The sequence below is a fragment of the Streptomyces sp. NPDC087270 genome (genome assembly GCF_044744625.1).
Lineage (GTDB): Bacteria > Actinomycetota > Actinomycetes > Streptomycetales > Streptomycetaceae > Actinacidiphila.
This window is the reverse complement of the sequence record NZ_JBIUYR010000002.1, coordinates 336,151-351,967: the sequence shown is the minus strand read 5'-3', so window position 1 is coordinate 351,967 and position 15,817 is coordinate 336,151. Positions and strand designations below refer to the sequence as shown.

Annotated in this window: 11 protein-coding genes and 2 tRNA genes; 10 read left to right on the top strand and 3 right to left on the bottom strand. The window is 71.7% G+C overall.

What is annotated here, in order from left to right; translation table 11 throughout:
- Window positions 1–332: 332 nt before the first annotated feature.
- On the bottom strand, window positions 333–1,385 hold the full coding sequence (locus ACIPAE_RS05015) for a M48 family metallopeptidase (protein ID WP_329374308.1): 1,053 nt from the start codon (window positions 1,383–1,385) through the stop codon (window positions 333–335).
- A 222-nt stretch (window positions 1,386–1,607) separates the two neighbouring features.
- Here ACIPAE_RS05015 and ACIPAE_RS05010 point away from each other — a divergent pair, with 222 nt between their 5' ends.
- From ACIPAE_RS05010 to ACIPAE_RS04985, 6 genes are all read left to right on the top strand, one after another.
- Window positions 1,608–1,751 carry a hypothetical protein gene (locus ACIPAE_RS05010; RefSeq protein ID WP_328464084.1) on the top strand — a complete coding sequence of 48 codons (144 nt, stop codon included), beginning with the start codon at window positions 1,608–1,610 and terminating at the stop codon, window positions 1,749–1,751.
- Between the two features lie 8 nt (window positions 1,752–1,759).
- Window positions 1,760–2,359, top strand: a complete 600-nt coding sequence (gene nadD / locus ACIPAE_RS05005) for a nicotinate-nucleotide adenylyltransferase (RefSeq protein WP_328464082.1) — start codon at window positions 1,760–1,762, stop codon at window positions 2,357–2,359.
- Window positions 2,360–2,389: 30 nt separating this feature from the next.
- A complete protein-coding gene (locus ACIPAE_RS05000; protein WP_329369464.1) occupies window positions 2,390–4,192 on the top strand; it encodes a LytR C-terminal domain-containing protein in 1,803 nt (600 codons plus the stop codon).
- A 115-nt stretch (window positions 4,193–4,307) separates the two neighbouring features.
- On the top strand, window positions 4,308–4,751 hold the full coding sequence (gene rsfS, locus ACIPAE_RS04995) for a ribosome silencing factor (protein WP_329369466.1): 444 nt from the start codon (window positions 4,308–4,310) through the stop codon (window positions 4,749–4,751).
- Between the two features lie 145 nt (window positions 4,752–4,896).
- Window positions 4,897–5,514, top strand: coding sequence for a histidine phosphatase family protein (locus ACIPAE_RS04990; protein ID WP_402443306.1), 618 nt, complete (start codon window positions 4,897–4,899; stop codon window positions 5,512–5,514).
- 113 nt (window positions 5,515–5,627) lie between these two features.
- A tRNA-Ala gene (locus ACIPAE_RS04985) sits at window positions 5,628–5,700 on the top strand.
- Window positions 5,701–5,884: 184 nt separating this feature from the next.
- Here the strand turns inward: ACIPAE_RS04985 and ACIPAE_RS04980 are convergent.
- Window positions 5,885–6,982, bottom strand: coding sequence for a helix-turn-helix transcriptional regulator (locus ACIPAE_RS04980; protein ID WP_402442963.1), 1,098 nt, complete (start codon window positions 6,980–6,982; stop codon window positions 5,885–5,887).
- A gap of 102 nt (window positions 6,983–7,084) precedes the next feature.
- Between ACIPAE_RS04980 and ACIPAE_RS04975 the strand changes: the two genes are divergently transcribed.
- Window positions 7,085–8,617: an MFS transporter gene (locus ACIPAE_RS04975; RefSeq protein WP_402442961.1), complete on the top strand. Its 1,533-nt coding sequence runs from the start codon at window positions 7,085–7,087 to the stop codon at window positions 8,615–8,617.
- Window positions 8,618–8,678: 61 nt separating this feature from the next.
- Here the strand turns inward: ACIPAE_RS04975 and ACIPAE_RS04970 are convergent, their stop codons facing one another.
- On the bottom strand, window positions 8,679–9,785 hold the full coding sequence (locus ACIPAE_RS04970; protein ID WP_402442959.1) for an alkene reductase: 1,107 nt from the start codon (window positions 9,783–9,785) through the stop codon (window positions 8,679–8,681).
- Window positions 9,786–10,000: 215 nt separating this feature from the next.
- Here ACIPAE_RS04970 and ACIPAE_RS04965 point away from each other — a divergent pair.
- The 3 genes from ACIPAE_RS04965 (at window position 10,001) to leuS (ending at window position 15,701) form a co-directional block, all read left to right on the top strand.
- A tRNA-Ala gene (locus ACIPAE_RS04965) sits at window positions 10,001–10,073 on the top strand.
- A gap of 465 nt (window positions 10,074–10,538) precedes the next feature.
- Complete coding sequence (locus ACIPAE_RS04960) at window positions 10,539–12,509, top strand: protease pro-enzyme activation domain-containing protein (protein ID WP_402442957.1); 1,971 nt, start codon at window positions 10,539–10,541, stop codon at window positions 12,507–12,509.
- A 309-nt stretch (window positions 12,510–12,818) separates the two neighbouring features.
- Window positions 12,819–15,701: a leucine--tRNA ligase gene (leuS, locus tag ACIPAE_RS04955; RefSeq protein WP_366413178.1), complete on the top strand. Its 2,883-nt coding sequence runs from the start codon at window positions 12,819–12,821 to the stop codon at window positions 15,699–15,701.
- Window positions 15,702–15,817: the final 116 nt, after the last annotated feature.

Below are 15,817 nucleotides of genomic sequence, written 5' to 3'. Positions count from 1 at the left end.
GGCAGCTATTTCCGGCCGATACTCGCCGGCGGCAGCGGCGGTCGGCTCGACGGCGTCGACCCGTACCGGCCCGACCACCCGGCGGGCTCGGTCTGCAGCGCGATGGACGGCAGCGCGGACGCCCCCACCGGCACGGCCACCGCCCGTACGCCCACTCCCACCGGGAGCGGGGCCGGGGCTGGGTCAGGGCCCGGGTCCGGGACCGGGTCCGCGACGGCTACCGAGACGGGGCTGGTGACCGCGACCGGCAGCACGACCGGCGGCACGACCGGCAGTGCGGTCGTGCCGCCGGCGACGGTGACCACCGCGTCCGCGGTGCCCGTCGCGCGCTGCTACGCCCCTTCGGGCGCGGCGCCCGACGGGTCGGCGCCGGTGTCGCCCTTGCCGCCCGCCCCGGTGAACTTGTCGCGCAGCTTGCCGCCGATGTCACCGGCGCCGTTGCCCAGATCGCGGATCAGACCGACCAGCGGGTCCTTGCTCTGCTTCGCCCGCTCGGAGTAGTGACTGGCCGACTCCTTGAACGTGTCGTAGACCGAGGCGTCCTTGTCGTCGGTGCGCCGCGGGTAGTGGCCGTCCATCAGCCGCTGGTAGTCCCGGCTGGTCGCCCACTTGCGCAGCTCGCTGGCGCGCACGGTGGCGAAGGGGTGGCTGCGCGGCAGCACGTTGAGGATCTTCAGCACGGAGTCGCGCAGGTCGCCGGCGGCTTCGTACTCGTCGGCCTGCTTGAGGAACGCGTCCACGTTCATCTCGTGCAGGTGGTTGCCGCCGGCCAGCTTCATCAGGCCGCGCATCGACGCCTGGAGGTCCTGGCCGACCAGCAGCCCGGCCCGGTCCGCGGACAGTTCGGACTTGCGGAACCACTCGCGCAGCGCGGTGACGATCGCCAGCACCGCCAGGTTTCCCAGCGGTATCCACGCCACCCGCAGGGCGAGGTTGGTGAGGAAGAGCAGGATCGTCCGGTAGACGGAGTGGCCGGACAGCGCGTGGCCCACCTCGTGGCCGACGACCGCGCGCATCTCCTCCTCGTCCAGCAGCTCCACCAGGCCGGTGGTGACCACGATGATCGGCTCGTCCATGCCGATGCACATCGCGTTCGGCTGCGGGTCCTGCGTCACGTAGAAGGCCGGGACCTTCTCCAGGTCGAGGATGTAACAGGCGTCCCGGAGCATCGCGTTGAGGTGCGCGAACTGCTCGTCGCTGACCCGGACGGAGTCGGACAGGAACAGCAGCCGCAGGCTGCGCTCGGGCAGCAGCCCGCTCAACGCCTTGAAGACGGTGTCGAATCCGGTGAGCTTGCGCAGCGCCACCAGCGCCGACTTGTCGGCCGGGTGTTCGTAGGCCCGCGACGAGATGTCGGGGAACCGGCGCCGGGTGCGGCTGGGCAGCTTCTCACCGCCGGAACCCTTGCCGGCCGAGCCCTTTCCGCCGGGCCCGTCCTTCTTCGATTTCTTCGACTGGGACGATTCGGACACCTGGGCCAACCCCCTGCTCGCCAACCGTTACACAGTGCTGGACGCGCGGAGCCAGCGCGAAGTTCCCCGGGCACCGCCCGTACCATGTGCCGTGAGTCTTCCCGCCCGTCCCCGAGAAAGCAAAGGGTCAGCCGAATGTCGACCGCAGCAGCCACCACCCTGACCACACTCGCCGAGGGCGGCAACCACCCGAGCCTCAGCCCCTACCTGACCGGATTCGGCGCCCTGGGCGCCCTCCTGCTCCTCCTGTGGGTCGTCACCCGCTTCAACCGGGACTAGCCGTCCGCATGTCAGAGAAGAAGCGCATCGGCGTGATGGGCGGTACCTTCGACCCCATCCACCATGGGCACCTGGTGGCCGCGAGCGAGGTGGCGAGTCTCTTCCACCTCGACGAGGTCGTCTTCGTGCCCACCGGCCAGCCCTGGCAGAAGGAAGACCGCAAGGTCTCGGCCGCCGAGGACCGCTACCTGATGACGGTGATCGCCACCGCCTCCAATCCGCAGTTCTCGGTGAGCCGGAGCGACATCGACCGCGGCGGCCGGACCTACACCATCGACACCCTGCGGGATCTGCGGAACGACCACCCCGAGGCGGAGCTCTTCTTCATCACGGGGGCCGACGCGCTCTCGCAGATCCTGTCCTGGCGGCATGCCGAGGAGCTCTTCGCGTTGGCGCATTTCATCGGCGTCACACGTCCAGGGCATACGCTGTCGGACCCGGGCCTCCCCGAAGGCGGAGTGTCGCTGGTGGAGGTCCCGGCGCTGGCGATCTCGTCGACCGACTGCCGCCAGCGGGTGGCCAAGGGGGACCCGGTCTGGTACTTGGTTCCGGACGGTGTGGTGCGCTACATCGACAAGCGCGCGCTCTACCGGCACGAGACCGGGTAGCGGCGCACAGCAAACGTGAAGGGGTTCCTCGTGAACGACGCAAACCCCCGCAGGCACTATGCCGAGGGCGGTCCAGACAACGAGAGAGACCCTTACGCGCAGGACCCCTACTACCAGCAGCAGCCTTACGGCTACGACGAGTACGGCCGCCCGCTCACCCAGCCCCCGCCGCCGTACCAGGACCCGTCCTCGACGTACGGCGGCCAGCAGCAGGGCTACGGGGTCCCCCAGCAGGCCCCGCCGCCGTACCAGGAGCAGTACGACACCGGCGCGCACCCGGTCTACCCGCAGCAGGGCTACCAGCCCGGCTACGACCAGGGCTACGGCACCGGGCAGATGCCCGCCTACGGCACCGGCCAGCAGCCGGCGTACGACACGGGCCAGCAGCCGGCGTACGACACGGGGCAGCAACCCGCTTACCAGACCGGGCAGATGCCCGTGTACGAGACGGGTCAGCAACCGGCTTATGACACCGGGCAGCAACCGGCCTACCAGGACGAGCAGGCTTCCGCGGCGGCGGAGCAGGCCGCGGAGCAGGCGGAGCGGCAGGCCGCGCAGGACTACCGCACCGAGCAGTTCGCCTTCGTCGACGAGGAGTCGGAGGAGTCCGAAGAGGTCATCGACTGGCTGAAGTTCTCCGAGTCGCGCACCGAGCGCCGCGAGGAGGCCAAACGGCGGGGCCGCAAACGGAAGTTCGGCCTGGTGGTCATACTTGTGCTCGCCCTGCTCGGCGGTGGCGGGTATCTGTGGCAGGCCGGGAAGCTCCCCGGATTCAAGAAGGGCTCCGCGGCGGCGGCCGCGAGCGGCGGCGCCGAGCGGCGCGACGTGATCGTGGTGCACATGCTGCCGGTCAACGGCGGCGCCAGCTCCACCGCGCTGCTGGTGGACAACACGACGAAGAAGCACGGCAACACCGTGCTGATCCCGGGCGACGTGCAACTCACCGATGACGACGGCTCGGTGACCACCCTCGACAAGTCCGTGGCGAACGGTGTCGGGCCCACCCGGGACTCGCTCAACACCCTGCTCGGCACCGACATCAAGGGCAGCTGGCGGCTCGACTCGCCGTATCTGGAGCTGCTGGTCGACTCCCTCGGCGACATCTACGTCAACACCGACACCGAGGTCAAGGGCACCGGCAAGGACAAGGACAAGGTGCTCGTGCCCAAGGGCGAGCAGCAGGAACTGAGCGGGGACGCCGCGGTCGCGTACGCCACGTACAAGGCCCCCGGCGAGCCGCAGACCGCCCAGCTCAACCGGTTCGGGCAGGTCATGCAGGCGGTGCTGATGAAGATGCCGAGCGACGCGCCCGACGCGACCAGGACGGTGCAGGCGCTCGCCCAGATCCTCGACCCGTCGCTCACCGACAAGCAGCTCGGTGCCTCGCTCGCCCAGCTCGCCGACCTCGCCAAGACCGGCCAGTACAGCACCTCGATGCTGCCGGTGCAGAAGGACGGCACGCTCAGCGAGGCGGCCACCGACAGCGTGGTGAAGGACGTGCTCGGCGGCAACGTGAAGCAGGCCACCGGCAACTCCGGTCCGGCGAGGGTCGCGATCAAGGACGCCAGCGGCAACGCCAAGTCCGCGGCCATGGCGCAGGCCGCGATCGTCAACGGCGGCACCTACACCTACGTGTCGGGCGGCAAGTCCGCCACGGTGCAGGCGGTGTCCCAGGTGCTCTACACCGACCCGGCCCGGGAGGCCGCGGCCAAGGACGTGGCCGCCACGCTGGGCCTCCAGGCGAGCGCGGTGAAGAAGGGCACGGTTCCGTCGAACGCCGACATCTCGGTGGTCCTCGGCAAGGACTACAAGCCGGCCAACGACGACGGCTGACCGTCCAACCGGGTGGCGCCGCAGGTCAGCGGCGTCGCCCGGTAATGCGGTCGGGGTCTGTCGGAGGGTCGTGAGACCCTGGGGGCGACAGGTTCCCGACCGGAAAGCCGCATCCGTGACCGCCACTGACCGTTCCATCGAGCTGACCCGCGCCGCCGCCCAGGCGGCCGCCGACAAGCTCGCGCACGACATCATCGCCTACGACGTCAGCGATGTGCTCTCCATCACCGATGCCTTCCTGGTCGCCTCCGCGCCCAACGACCGGCAGGTCAAGGCGATCGTCGACGCGATCGAGGAACACCTGCTCAAGGAGCTCGACACCAAGCCGGTGCGGCGCGAGGGCGAGCGGGACGGCCGCTGGGTGCTGCTGGACTACGTCGACATCGTGGTGCATGTACAGCACTCCGAGGAGCGGGTCTTCTACGCCCTGGAGCGGCTGTGGAAGGACTGCCCCGAGATCGCGCTGCCCGAGGACGCGGTGGCCACCCGGGGCAAGGCGGCAGCCCACGCGGCGGCCGCGGAGGAGGCGGCCGACGCCGCCGAGCGCGAGGAGGCGTGAGGGCACGGTGACCGGCAACGAGCGTGCGAGGGGTGCCGAGCGTCCGGAGGGCGCCGAGGGTGGGGCCGGGTCCGATCACGCGGCCGTCCCCGAGGGTGCGGCCGGGTCCGATCACGCGGCCGTCCCCGACCGGCGCCGGCGGGTCGTGCTGTGGCGCCACGGGCAGACCGCCTGGAACGTCGAGCAGCGCTTCCAGGGCAGCACCGACATCCCGCTGACCGAGACCGGCGTGGCCCAGGCCCGCCGGTCCGCCCGGCTGCTCGCCGCGCTCGCCCCCGACGCGATCATCTCCTCGGACCTGCGCCGTGCTGCCGACACCGCGGCCGAGCTGGCCGCCCTGACCGACCTGCCGGTGACCCCGTACGAGGGCCTGCGGGAGACCTACGCCGGCGCCTGGCAGGGGCTCACCCACGCGGAGATCCTGGCCCGCTACGGCGAGCAGTACACCGCGTGGAAGCGCGGTGAGCCGGTCCGGCGCGGCGGCGGCGAGCTGGAGACGGAGGTCGCCGACCGTGCCGCGCCGCTGGTGCTCGCCGCCGCCGACAAGCTCGCCGACGGGGGAGTGCTCGTCGTGGTGAGCCACGGCGGCGCCATCCGCACCACCATCGGCCGCCTGCTCGGCCTGGACCCGACGAGCTGGGAGTCGCTGGGCGGACTGTCGAACTGCTGCTGGTCGGTGCTCGGTGAGGGCGCGCGCGGCTGGCGGCTGACCGAGCACAATGCCGGCACCCTGCCGGAACCGGTGCTCGGCGACGACGCGTAGGTCCGGCGCGCAGCGCTCCTTCCCGCTGCTCGGGCGGGCCGTGCGGCCGATTTCGTTTCCGGCCCGTCCACCGGCTATGCTTCTTCACGTCGCCGGGACAACCGGGTCGACGCGGGGCTGTAGCTCAGTTGGTAGAGCGCTTGCATGGCATGCAAGAGGTCCGGGGTTCAATTCCCCGTAGCTCCACAGACGAGAGAGCGGGACCTGTTCGCGGAAGACGCGGGCGGGTCCCGCTCTTTTCTGCCTGCTCGACTTCCCGCGCCCGGCTTCCCCCTCGCGTGCGGGGCCGGTCGAACGGCGGGCCGGGGCAGACGGCGGGCTCCGGGACGGCGGGCTCCGGGACGGCGGGCTCCGGGACGGCGGGCTCCGGTCAGACGGCGGGGCCGGTCTGCCGGGCGCGCTCGGTGCGTCCGACGCTGTCCGCCAGTGCCGCCGACAGGCGCCGCCCGTGCCGCTCGCAGCCGACGATCGGGTCCCCGATCGCCCGCAGCCGCTCGATCTGAAGCCGGTCCTCCTCCTCGACCGGGGTGTAGACCACGATCCGGTGCTCCGCCATGCCGTCGATGCTCAGCGACAGGGAGGTCAGGTTGATGATGCCGACCTCCGCGTGCCGGAAGACCTTCACCCGGCGGCCCGGCGCCGCCACGTTGCCGCTCGCCCACAGCTGCGCGAAGGTCGCGCTCTCCTTGATCAGCAGCGCGACGAAGTCCTCCCACGCGGACTCGCCGATGTGCCGGGCGTAGCTGCGGCGCAACTGCGCGACCATCCACGGCAGTTCCTCCGCACTGTTCTTGAAGGTCGAGCAGCAGTCGGGAGTCGTGAAGAGCTTGTACAGGACGTTGCGTTCCCAGCGTTCGACGAGCGCGGTCATCGGCCACAGGACGCGGTAGGTGGCGTTGGTGGCCTGCACGTCGTAGCGGGCGTTGTAGACGGCGGCTGGCAGCGGGTTCAGGGAGCCGAGCACGCCGAGCAGTTCCTCGCCGACGATCTCCGCGTCGGAGACCGGTTCGCTGACGAACGGGATGCCGGCAAGACCGTAGAGGTGGTCGCGCTCGGTCACGTCGAGTTGGAGCACGCGGGCCACCGCGTCGAGCACCTGCACGCTGGCGTTGATCGGGCGGCCCTGCTCCAGCCACGTGTACCAGGTGACGCCGACCCCGGCGAGCTGCGCGACCTCCTCGCGGCGCAGGCCGGGGGTGCGGCGGCGCGAGCCCGGCGGCATGCCGACGTCCTCCGGGCTGATCCGGGCCCGGCGGCTGCGCAGGAAGGCGGCGAGCTCGCCGCGGCGCTGGGGTTTCACGCCGCCGACCCGCGCCGGGGGTGCTGCCGCCTGAGCGGGTGCCTGCGCGGGTGCCTGCGTCTGAGCGGGTGCCTGCGCTTGTGCCGGTGTTCGCGCCCGCGGCGGGGTGGCCGCCTGCGCCTGGTGGGCCTGTCGTCGGATGTCCGGCCGAGCTTGCGGCTGTGCCATGCCCCCATCCTGTACGGGCGGCGGTGCCGGTGCCAGGTGGTGCCAGTACCAGGATCGCTGGGCTCTCGTTACTGGTACCGGGCCGGCGCCAGGCTCGTGAACATGAGCAACGACACGCTGGCCGGAGCCACCTCCGCGACCCCCGATCCCCTGTCCACTCCCGCCCCCGCCCCCGCCCCCTCTTCCGTTTCCGTGGCAGCCGCCGTCCCACCCGGTGCCGGAAGTATCGGCCGGGCCGGGCCCCGTCCGGGGCTGCTGCTCGGGACCATCCTCGCCGGGCTGTTCATGGCGCTGCTGGACGTCTTCATCGTCAACGTCGCGGCTCCCACCATCCGTACGGACCTGCACGCCTCGGGCGCGGCCCTGCAACTGGTGATCGCCGGCTACACCATCTCCTACGCGGTGCTGCTGATCACCGGCGCCCGGCTCGGCGACCTGTTCGGGCACCGGCGGCTGTTCATCATCGGGCTGTCGGTGTTCACGGCCGCCTCGCTGGCCTGCGGGCTCGCCCAGAACACCGGCGAGCTGATCGGTTTCCGCTTCGTGCAGGGCACCGGGTCCGCGCTGATGATCCCGCAGGTGCTGAGCCTGCTCCAGCTGAACTTCCGCGGTGAGGCGCGCACCCGCGCGATGAGCGTCTACTCGGCCGTGATCTCCTCCGGTGCCGCGCTCGGCCAGCCGCTGGGCGGGGTGCTGGTCAGCGCCGACCTGTTCGGCACCGGCTGGCGGCCGGTGTTCCTGGTGAACGTGCCGATCGGCGTGGTGCTGCTGGTGGTCGCCCCGCGGGTGCTGCCGAAGGACCGGCGGAGCGCGCCGGAGCGGCGGCGCTCCCTCGACATGCCGGGCCTGGTGGCGCTGGGCGCGGCGGTCACCCTCCTCACGGTTCCGCTGGTGCTCGGGCAGGAGGAGGGCTGGCCGGTGTGGGGCTGGATCTGCCTGGCGCTGAGCGTGCTGCTGTTCGCCGCGTTCACCGTGATCGAGTCGCGGCTGACCAGGCGCGGCGGCGCCCCGCTGGTCTCCGGCCGGGTGCTGCGGGCGCCGGGCATGCCGCGGTCGGTCGCGCTGCTGATGCTCTCCATGGCGGTGAACGCGGGCTTCCTGTTCGCGGTGGCGCTGCACCTGCAGACCGGTCTCGGCTACAGCGCGCTGCGCACCGGGCTGACCTTCGCGGTCACCGCCGTGGTCTTCGGCTGCACCAGCCTCTACTGGCGGCTGCTGCCGAGTGCCTGGTGGCACCGGCTGGCCGGCGCCGGCATGGCGCTGGCCGCGATCGCGCTGGCGGTCCTGGGACTCGCCCTGCGCGGTGGCGGCCACGGAGGCGCGGCCTTCTACGTCGGCATGGTGCTGCTGGGCGGCGGTCTCGGCCTGGCCTTCAGCCCGACGTTCGCCCTCGCGCTGTCCAAGGTCGCGCCCGAGGACGCCGCCGACGCCAGCGGGCTGCTCGCCACGGTGACCCAGCTCGGCCAGCTCATCGGCGTGGCCACCTTCGGCACGGTCTTCCTCAACCGGCTCGGTTCCGGCACCGGCGCGCACCACTCCGCCCACGCCTACGCGATCACCTCGGTCGCACTGGTCGCGGTCGCGGTGGTGGGCGCGGTGGTCGCGGTGGCGGCGACCGTCCGCCGCCGGGGCTGAGCGGGGCGGTCCGTACGGGCCCGTTCGGGAGGGCCCGTACCGGCGGCGGCCGACCGTACGCTCACGCCTCCTCGGCCGCGGGCAGCGCCGGGTAGTCGGTGTAGCCGCGGTCGTCGCCGCCGTAGTACGTGGCCCGCTCGGGGGAGTTGTACGGTCCGCCGCGGCGCAGCCGGTGCGGCAGGTCGGGGTTGGCGAGGAAGAGGGCGCCGAAGGCGAGCATGTCGGCGGTGCCGTCCTCGATCAGGGGCAACTGGTCGGGGCCCGAATACCCGTTCTCCGCGCGGGCGTTGAGGATGAACACCCCGGCGAACCGCTTGCGCAGCTCCAGCGTCAGCGCCCGGTCGGGGCTCTCGATCAGGTGCAGGTAGGCCAGGCCGACCGGCTCCACGGCGCGCAGCAGCGCGAGGTAGGTGGCGTCCGGTTCCGGCTCGTCGATGTCGCCGAACGGCTTGCCGGGGGAGATCCGCAGCCCGGTGCGCTCCGGGCCGATCGCGGCGGCCACCGCCCGTACCACCTCCACCGCGAACCGGGTCCGGCGCTGGTCGTCGCCGCCCCAGTGGTCGGTGCGGGTGTTGGAGTTCGGGGCGAGGAACTGGTGCACCAGGTAGCCGTTGGCGCCGTGCACCTCCACCCCGTCGAAGCCGGCGGCCATGGCGTTGCGGGCCGCGGTGGCGTGGTCCTCGACGGTCTGCCAGATGTCGTCCTCGCCCAGCTCGCGCGGCACGACGTACGCCTTCGGCCCGCTCGCGGTGTAGACCGAGCCCTTCGCGGCGACCGCGGACGGCCCCACCGGGTAGAGCCCGTCCGGCAGCAGCGAGGGGTGCCCGATCCGGCCGGTGTGCATGAGCTGGGCGAAGATCCTGCCGCCCGCCGCGTGCACCGCGCCGGTCACCCGGCGCCACGCCGCGATCTGCTCGGCGCTGTGCAGCCCGGGGGCGTCGGGGTAGCCCTGCCCGCCCGGCGACGGCTGGGTGCCCTCGGTCACGATCAGCCCGGCCGAGGCCCGCTGCGCGTAGTACGCGGCGGCCGACTCGGTGGGGCTGAGCCCGGGACCGTACGCCCGGCTGCGGGTCATCGGCGCCATGGCGATCCGGTTGCGCAGGCGTATGCCGCCCAGGTCGATCGGGTCGAACGCGGCGGTCACGGTGGTCTCCAGCCTCTCGTCCACACGGCCGAACCCACCGTAGCCCGCGAACCCTGCACCAATTATTGAGACTTCGTGAACACCGCGACGGGTCCCGTCACCGGGCCCCGCCACCGGCGCGCGGGGCCGCCGTCCGGGAGCCCGCCGCGCCGGCCGGCGCCCCCGTTTATCGATGTGCTTCCCGGCTCCGTCGCCGTGTAAAGTAACTCCAGGTCGCCGGGGTCTCCCGGGGTCCGCGCGGGGCTGTAGCTCAGTTGGTAGAGCGCTTGCATGGCATGCAAGAGGTCCGGGGTTCAATTCCCCGTAGCTCCACAGCGATCATCGACGCCGCACACCACCAGGTGTGCGGCGTTTTCGTTCGGCCACCGGCCACCGGCCACCGGCCACCGGCCACCGGCCACCGGGCGTCAGGCATCCGGCTTCGGCCGTCGGGCTCGCCCGTCGACTGCCGCTGCCGCCAACGCCGTTCCGGCCGTAGCGTGCCAACTCGGCGCGTTCCGTGCACCGGGTCCGGTGTTTGGCCGGGTGCGCAGCGAGCAACATCAATTCGTCGGGGAGCGGATTCGCCGTGCCCGCAGGACAGTTGGGGCCTGGTGAGCGGCTGTCGCGGCGTCATGTCCGGCCGCCGGTGCGTACCATTCCTTGACCTTCTCTTGGTGAAACCATATCCCTGGCATGAACTGATCAGCGAAAGAGTGTCGCTCTGCGGTGAGCCGCGCACGCATAGCGGCGACGCCGTCTCGGATGCGACAACCATTCGCTGCGTATGGGGGTTTCATGAGATTTGAGCGCAAGAGAACGCGCGCGGCACTCGCGGTGGCGGCGGCGCTGCCGCTGGTCGCCGGTGCCCTCGCGCTGGGCGCCCAGAGCGCCACGGCCGCACAGCCCGCCGGACGCCAGCTCCTGAGCGGCACCAAGCCGCAGTGGGCCACCGCCCACGCGGACAAGGGCGCCACGTCGGACAGCGGCAAGGTGACCGTGCGGGTCTACCTCGCGGGCAAGGACGCAAGCGGCCTCGCCGCCTACGCCAAGGCCGTCTCGGACCCGAACTCCGCCGACTACGCGCACTACTTGACGGCGGCTCAGGCCAAGGCCCGGTTCGGCGCCACCAAGGCGCAGACCGATGCCATCACCGCCTGGCTGACCTCGGCCGGCCTGAAGGTGACCGGCACCAACGCCCACTACCTCACCGTCACCGGTGAAGTGAAGGCCGCCGAGAAGGCGTTCGGCACCCAGCTGCACAACTACACCAAGGCCGGCCACACCTACCGCGCCCCCACCAGCACGGCGTCCGCGCCCGCCGCCCTCAAGGGTGCCGTCCTCACCGTCACCGGCCTGGACAACGCCCCCAAGCGAGCCAGCCACGACGACACGCTGCCTCCCCCCGAGGCCGCCTTCTCCAACGCCGGCCCGTTCTCGACCTACTACGGGTCGAACACCGACAAGAAGCTTCCCTCCGCGTACGGCGGCAAGGCCCCGTACACGATCAAGGGCTACACCGGTGACCAGCTGCGCTCCGCGTACGGCGCCGGCAAGTACACCGGCAAGGGCGTCACCGTCGCGATCACCGACGCGTACGCCTCCCCGAACATCGTCGGCGACAGCGCCAAGCTGGCGAAGGACACCGGCGGCCAGAAGTACCGCAAGGGCCAGCTGACCCAGGTCACGCCCGGCCCCGACGGCTACAACAGCGTCGAGGACTGCGGCGGCTCCAGCTGGTACGGCGAGGAGTCCCTGGACGTCGAGTCCGTGCACGCGGTCGCCCCCGACGCGAACATCGTCTACGTCGCGGCCAAGTCCTGCTACGACGACGACCTGCTCGACGCCCTCAACACGGTCGTCGACGGCCGGCTCGCCACCATCGTGTCCAACTCGTGGGGCGACGTCGAGGCCAACGAGACCCCCGACGTGCAGGCCGCCTACGACCAGACCTTCGAGCAGGGCGTGGTCGAGGGCATCGGCTTCTACTTCTCCTCCGGCGACGACGGTGACAACGCCATCGACGGTGCCAAGGACGTCAGCACCCCCTCGGACTCCGTCTGGGCCACCTCGGTCGGCGGCACCTCGCTGGCGGTCGGCAAGAACGACAAGTACCTGTGGGAGACCGGCTGGGGCACCGAGCGCGCCCCGCTGTCGGCCGACGGCAAGAGCTGGGACGGCTTCCCCGGCCCGTTCACCTCGGGTGCCGGCGGCGGTGCCAGCAAGCTCGTCGAGCAGCCCTTCTACCAGCGCGGCGTCGTCCCCGACTCGCTCGCGCTGGCGAACGGCGGCACCACCAAGATGCGGGTCCAGCCCGACATCGCGGCCGTCGCCGACCCGACCACCGGCTTCCTGGTCGGTGAGACCGAGACCTTCCCGGACGGCACCGCGAAGTACAACGAGTACCGCCTCGGCGGCACCTCGCTGGCCTCCCCGGTCATCGCCGGCGTCCAGGCGCTCGCCGAGCAGGCCCGCGGCGGCGTCCCGATCGGCTTCGCCAACCCGCTGATCTACGACCGGTACGGCACCCCCGCCTACCACGACGTGACCGACCACCCGCTCGGTCAGGGTCAGGGCATAGCCAACGTCCGCGTCGACTACGTGAACAGCGTGGACGCCTCGGACGGCCTGATCACCAGCCTGCGCTCCTTCGGCGTGGACAGCTCGCTGCACGCCACGGTCGGCTACGACGACGTCACCGGCGTCGGCTCCCCGGCCAAGGGCTACGTCCAGTCGTACAAGCCGGCCAAGAAGACCGGCAAGCACTGATCGCACGTACACACGACAGGTTCCAAGCCGCCCCGGCACGGCGGCGGGACCGCACCGGCAACCCCGGTGCGCTCTCCCGCCCGGCCGGGGCGGTCCCCGTGCGGGCCCGTCCCCCGCTGCGGTATCCTGACCGCATGCGAGCCGTGAGCCTCCTGCTTAGCCCGCCGCGCTGACCACGAAAGACGTCAGTGCGGCACCCCTCCTGCGCGAGGGGTTTTTTTGTTTCCGCCTCCGGGTCCGCCCGTGGGCTCTCCGGACCGGCTCACCGGCGGCCGCAGCCGTCACGACATCGATGGAGTACCGAGGACGATGAGCGACACCACCCCGGCCGCCGAGACGGCTGCGCCACACCGCTACACGGCCGAGCTGGCCGCGCGGATCGAGAGCCGCTGGCAGGACCACTGGGACGAGCACGGCACCTTCGCCGCCCCCAACCCCAGCGGTGAACTGGACGGGCAGCCCGAGCTGGCCGCCCGGCCGAAGAAGTTCGTCATGGACATGTTCCCGTACCCGTCCGGAGTCGGCCTGCACGTCGGCCACCCGCTGGGCTACATCGCCACCGACGTCTTCGCCCGGCACCAGCGGATGACCGGTCACAACGTCCTGCACACCCTGGGCTTCGACGCGTTCGGCCTGCCCGCGGAGCAGTACGCCGTGCAGACCGGCACCCACCCGCGGGTCAGCACCGAGGCCAACATGGCCAACATGAAGGCGCAGTTGCGCCGGCTGGGCCTGGGCCACGACCGCCGCCGCTCGTTCGCCACCATCGACCCGGAGTACTACCGCTGGACCCAGTGGATCTTCCTGCAGATCTACAACTCCTGGTACGACCCCGACGCCGACCGGGCCCGCCCGATCGACACGCTGATCGCCCAGTTCGAGGACGGCAGCCGCCAGGTGCCCGGCCGCGCCCCCTGGTCCGAACTGACCGGCCCCGAGCGCGCCGACGTGCTGAGCGGCTACCGGCTGGCCTACGTCGCCCAGTCGCCGGTCAACTGGTGCCCCGGCCTGGGCACGGTGCTGTCCAACGAGGAGGTCACCGCCGACGGCCGCTCCGAGCGCGGCAACTTCCCCGTCTTCAAGGCGAACCTGCGCCAGTGGATGATGCGGATCACCGCGTACGCGGACCGGCTGGCCGCCGACCTGGACGCGGTGGACTGGCCCGAGGCGATCAAGTTGCAGCAGCGCAACTGGATCGGCCGCAGCGAGGGCGCCCGGGTGGACTTCGCGGTGCCCGGCGCGGACCGCCCGATCACCGTCTTCACCACCCGCCCGGACACCCTGTTCGGCGCCACCTACATGGTGCTGGCCCCCGAGCACGAACTGGTCGACCCGATCGTGCCCGCCGCCTGGCCGGCCGGCACCCACGCCGTGTGGACCGGCGGCCACGCCACCCCCGCCGACGCCGTCGCCGCCTACCGCAAGCAGGCCGCCTCGAAGTCCGACGTCGAGCGGCAGGCCGAGGCCAAGGAGAAGACCGGTGTCTTCACCGGCGCGTTCGCGGTCAACCCGGTCAGCGGCGAGCAGGTCCCCGTCTTCATCGCCGACTACGTCCTGATGGGCTACGGCACCGGCGCGATCATGGCCGTGCCCGCCCACGACAGCCGCGACTTCGCGTTCGCCCGGGCCTTCGAGCTGCCGATGCGCTGCGTCGTCGCGCCCAGCGACGGCCGCGGCACCGACCCGGCCACGTGGGACGACGCGTTCGCCTCCTACGACGCGAAGCTGGTCAACTCCACGAGTGAGTCCCTGAGCCTGGACGGGCTGGGCGTGGTCGACGCCAAGGCCGCGATCACCGCCTGGCTGACCGAGCGCGGCGTCGGCGAGGGCACCGTCAACTACCGCCTGCGCGACTGGCTGTTCAGCCGCCAGCGGTACTGGGGCGAGCCGTTCCCGATCGTCTACGACGAGGAGGGCACCGCACACGCCGTACCCGACTCGATGCTGCCCGTCGAACTGCCCGAGGTCGACGACTACAGCCCGCGCACCTTCGACCCCGACGACGCCGACACCTCCCCGGAGCCCCCGCTGGCCCGCAACGAGGAGTGGGTCACCGTCGAGTTGGACCTGGGCGACGGCAACGGCACGCGCACCTACCGCCGCGAGACCAACACCATGCCCAACTGGGCCGGCTCCTGCTGGTACGAACTGCGCTACCTGGACCCGCACAACAGCGACAAGCTGGTCTCCGCCGAGGCCGAGTCGTACTGGATGGGCCCGCGCGAGGGCCAGCCGGCCGGCGGCGTCGACCTGTACGTCGGCGGCGCCGAACACGCCGTACTGCACCTGCTGTACGCCCGCTTCTGGCACAAGGTGCTGTACGACCTGGGGCACATCTCGTCCTTCGAGCCGTTCCACAAGCTGTACAACCAGGGCATGATCCAGGCGTTCGTCTACCGCGACGCGCGCGGCATCGCGGTGCCCGCGGCCGAGGTGGAGGAACGAGACGGCGTCTACTTCCACGACGGCGAGCCGGTCTCCCGGCTGCTGGGCAAGATGGGCAAGTCGCTGAAGAACGCGGTCACGCCCGACGAGATCTGCGCGGAGTACGGCGCCGACACCCTGCGGCTGTACGAGATGGCGATGGGCCCGCTGGACGTCTCCCGGCCCTGGGACACCCGGGCCGTCGTCGGGCAGTACCGCCTGCTGCAGCGCATGTGGCGCAACGTCGTGGACGAGGCCACCGGCGAGGTCACCGTCGTGGACGCCGAAGCCGACGAGGCGACGCTGCGCGCCCTGCACAAGGCGATCGACGGCGTCTCCACCGACATGGCCAACCTGCGCTTCAACACGGCCATCGCCAAGATCACCGAGCTGAACAACACGCTGACCCGCACGTCGGGCGCGTCCGGTGGGGTGCCGCGCTCCGTGGCCGAGTCGCTGGTGCTGCTGATCGCGCCGCTGGCGCCGCACTTCGCCGAGGAGCTGTGGGCCAAGCTGGGGCACACGCACTCGCTGGCCCACGAGCCGTTCCCGGTCGCCGACCCCGCGCTGGTCCAGGACGAGGCCGTGACCTGCGTCGTCCAGGTCAAGGGCAAGGTCAAGGCCCGCCTGGAGGTGCCGCCGGCCATCACCGACGCGGACCTGGAGGCCCTGGCGCTGGCCGCTCCCGCGGTCGTCGAGGCCGTCGGCGGGGCGACGGTGCGGAAGGTGATCGTCCGCGCGCCGAAGCTGGTCAACATCGTGGTGTGAGGGTGTGAGGGTGTGAGGGTGTGAGGGTGCTGGGGCGCGAGGGCGTGCGGGTCCTCGGGGACCCTCGGGACCCTTAGGGGAGGGGCCGGAGCAGGTTGGGGGATCGCTCCGGCCCC

Coding starts and splice junctions, on each gene's coding strand:
- ACIPAE_RS05010 (WP_328464084.1), top strand. CDS start 1,608: ATGTCGACCGCAGCAGCCACCACCCTGACCACACTCGCCGAGGGCGGC.
- nadD (WP_328464082.1), top strand. CDS start 1,760: ATGTCAGAGAAGAAGCGCATCGGCGTGATGGGCGGTACCTTCGACCCC.
- ACIPAE_RS04980 (WP_402442963.1), bottom strand. CDS start 6,982: ATGGCACAGCCGCAAGCTCGGCCGGACATCCGACGACAGGCCCACCAG.
- ACIPAE_RS04975 (WP_402442961.1), top strand. CDS start 7,085: ATGAGCAACGACACGCTGGCCGGAGCCACCTCCGCGACCCCCGATCCC.
- ACIPAE_RS04960 (WP_402442957.1), top strand. CDS start 10,539: ATGAGATTTGAGCGCAAGAGAACGCGCGCGGCACTCGCGGTGGCGGCG.
- leuS (WP_366413178.1), top strand. CDS start 12,819: ATGAGCGACACCACCCCGGCCGCCGAGACGGCTGCGCCACACCGCTAC.